The organism is Phocaeicola sp. RTP21359st1_B8_RTP21360_211022 (genome assembly GCF_040911965.1).
In the GTDB taxonomy this organism is placed as follows: Bacteria; Bacteroidota; Bacteroidia; order Bacteroidales; family Bacteroidaceae; genus Phocaeicola; species Phocaeicola vulgatus.
In genome coordinates this window covers 1-1,625 of record NZ_JBDFXP010000114.1, presented here as the reverse complement: position 1 = coordinate 1,625, position 1,625 = coordinate 1, and the positions used below count along the sequence as shown (strand labels likewise).

Annotated in this window: 1 rRNA gene; it reads right to left on the bottom strand. The window is 50.7% G+C overall.

Annotation, left to right across the window (positions count from 1 at the left end):
• Positions 1–1,625, bottom strand: a 23S ribosomal RNA gene (locus AB5062_RS22630); the annotation flags it as partial.

Genomic DNA, 1,625 nt, shown 5'->3' with positions numbered 1-1,625 from the left:
TCCACGGGTTAGAATCCAAACAAATAAAGGGTCGTATTTCAACAGCGGCTCCACAAATACTGGCGTACCTGCTTCAAAGCCTCCGACCTATCCTACACATCACGTGCCCAGATTCAATGATAAGCTATAGTAAAGGTTCACGGGGTCTTTTCGTCCCATCGCGGGTAATCGGCATCTTCACCGATACTACAATTTCACTGAGCTCACGGTTGAGACAGCGTCCAGATCATTACACCATTCGTGCAGGTCGGAACTTACCCGACAAGGAATTTCGCTACCTTAGGACCGTTATAGTTACGGCCGCCGTTTACTGGGGCTTCAATTCAACGCTTCTCTTATCGATGACATCTCCTCTTAACCTTCCAGCACCGGGCAGGTGTCAGGCTGTATACTGGATCTTTCGATTTGGCACAGCCCTGTGTTTTTGTTAAACAGTTGCCTGGACCGATTCTCTGCGCCCTCCCATAAAAGGGTAGGGACCCTTTATCCCGAAGTTACAGGGTCAGTTTGCCTAGTTCCTTAACCGTGAATCACTCAAGCGCCTTAGAATATTCATCCCGACTACGTGTGTCCGTTTGCGGTACGGGTACCTACAGGATTAAGTTTAGCGGATTTTCTCGGCAGCATGCTTACGCGCACTATTGCCTTGTCCCGAAGGACGCGGCATACTGTCAGGTTCGGATCTCATGGTGGATTTGCCTGCCATGATCGACTCCTACACCCTTCAACCATCTATTCCGTCAGATGGCGGCACTGTCACTACTGCGTCTCCACGTCACTCCTGAAGGTAGTAACGGAATATTAACCGTTTCTGCCATCGGCATCGCCGTTCGGCTGAGCCTTAGGACCCGACTGACCCTGATCCGATTAGCGTTGATCAGGAAACCTTAGTCTTTCGGCGAGGGGGTTTCCCGCCCCCTTTATCGTTACTTATACCTACATTTGCTTTTCCAGACGCTCCAGAATACCTCACGGTACGCCTTCGACGCTGACTGGAATGCTCCCCTACCGATCATATTAATGATCCCACTGCTTCGGTAGACAACTTAATACCCGATTATTATCCACGCCCGACTCCTCGACTAGTGAGCTGTTACGCACTCTTTAAATGAATGGCTGCTTCCAAGCCAACATCCTAGCTGTCTTAGCAGTCAGACTTCGTTAGTTTAACTTAGCTGTCATTTCGGGACCTTAGCAGGTGGTCCGGATTCTTCTCCTCTCGGGCACGGACCTTAGCACCCATGCCCTCACTCCTGCGGTAGAACTGATGCGCATTCGGAGTTTGTCAAGACTTGATAGGCGGTGAAGCCCTCGCATCTTATCAGTCGCTCTACCTCACATCAGTAACCCGCAAGGCTGCACCTAAATGCATTTCGGGGAGTACGAGCTATCTCCAAGTTTGATTAGCCTTTCACCCCTACCCTCAGCTCATCCAGAAGCTTTTCAACGCTTATTGGTGCGGTCCTCCAGCTGGTGTTACCCAGCCTTCAACCTGGCCAAGGGTAGATCACTTGGTTTCGCGTCTGCCACTGCCGACTATACGCCCTGTTCAGACTCGCTTTCGCTTCGGATACGTGTGTCGTCACACTTAACCTTGCCGGCAAAGGCAACTCGTAGGTTCATTA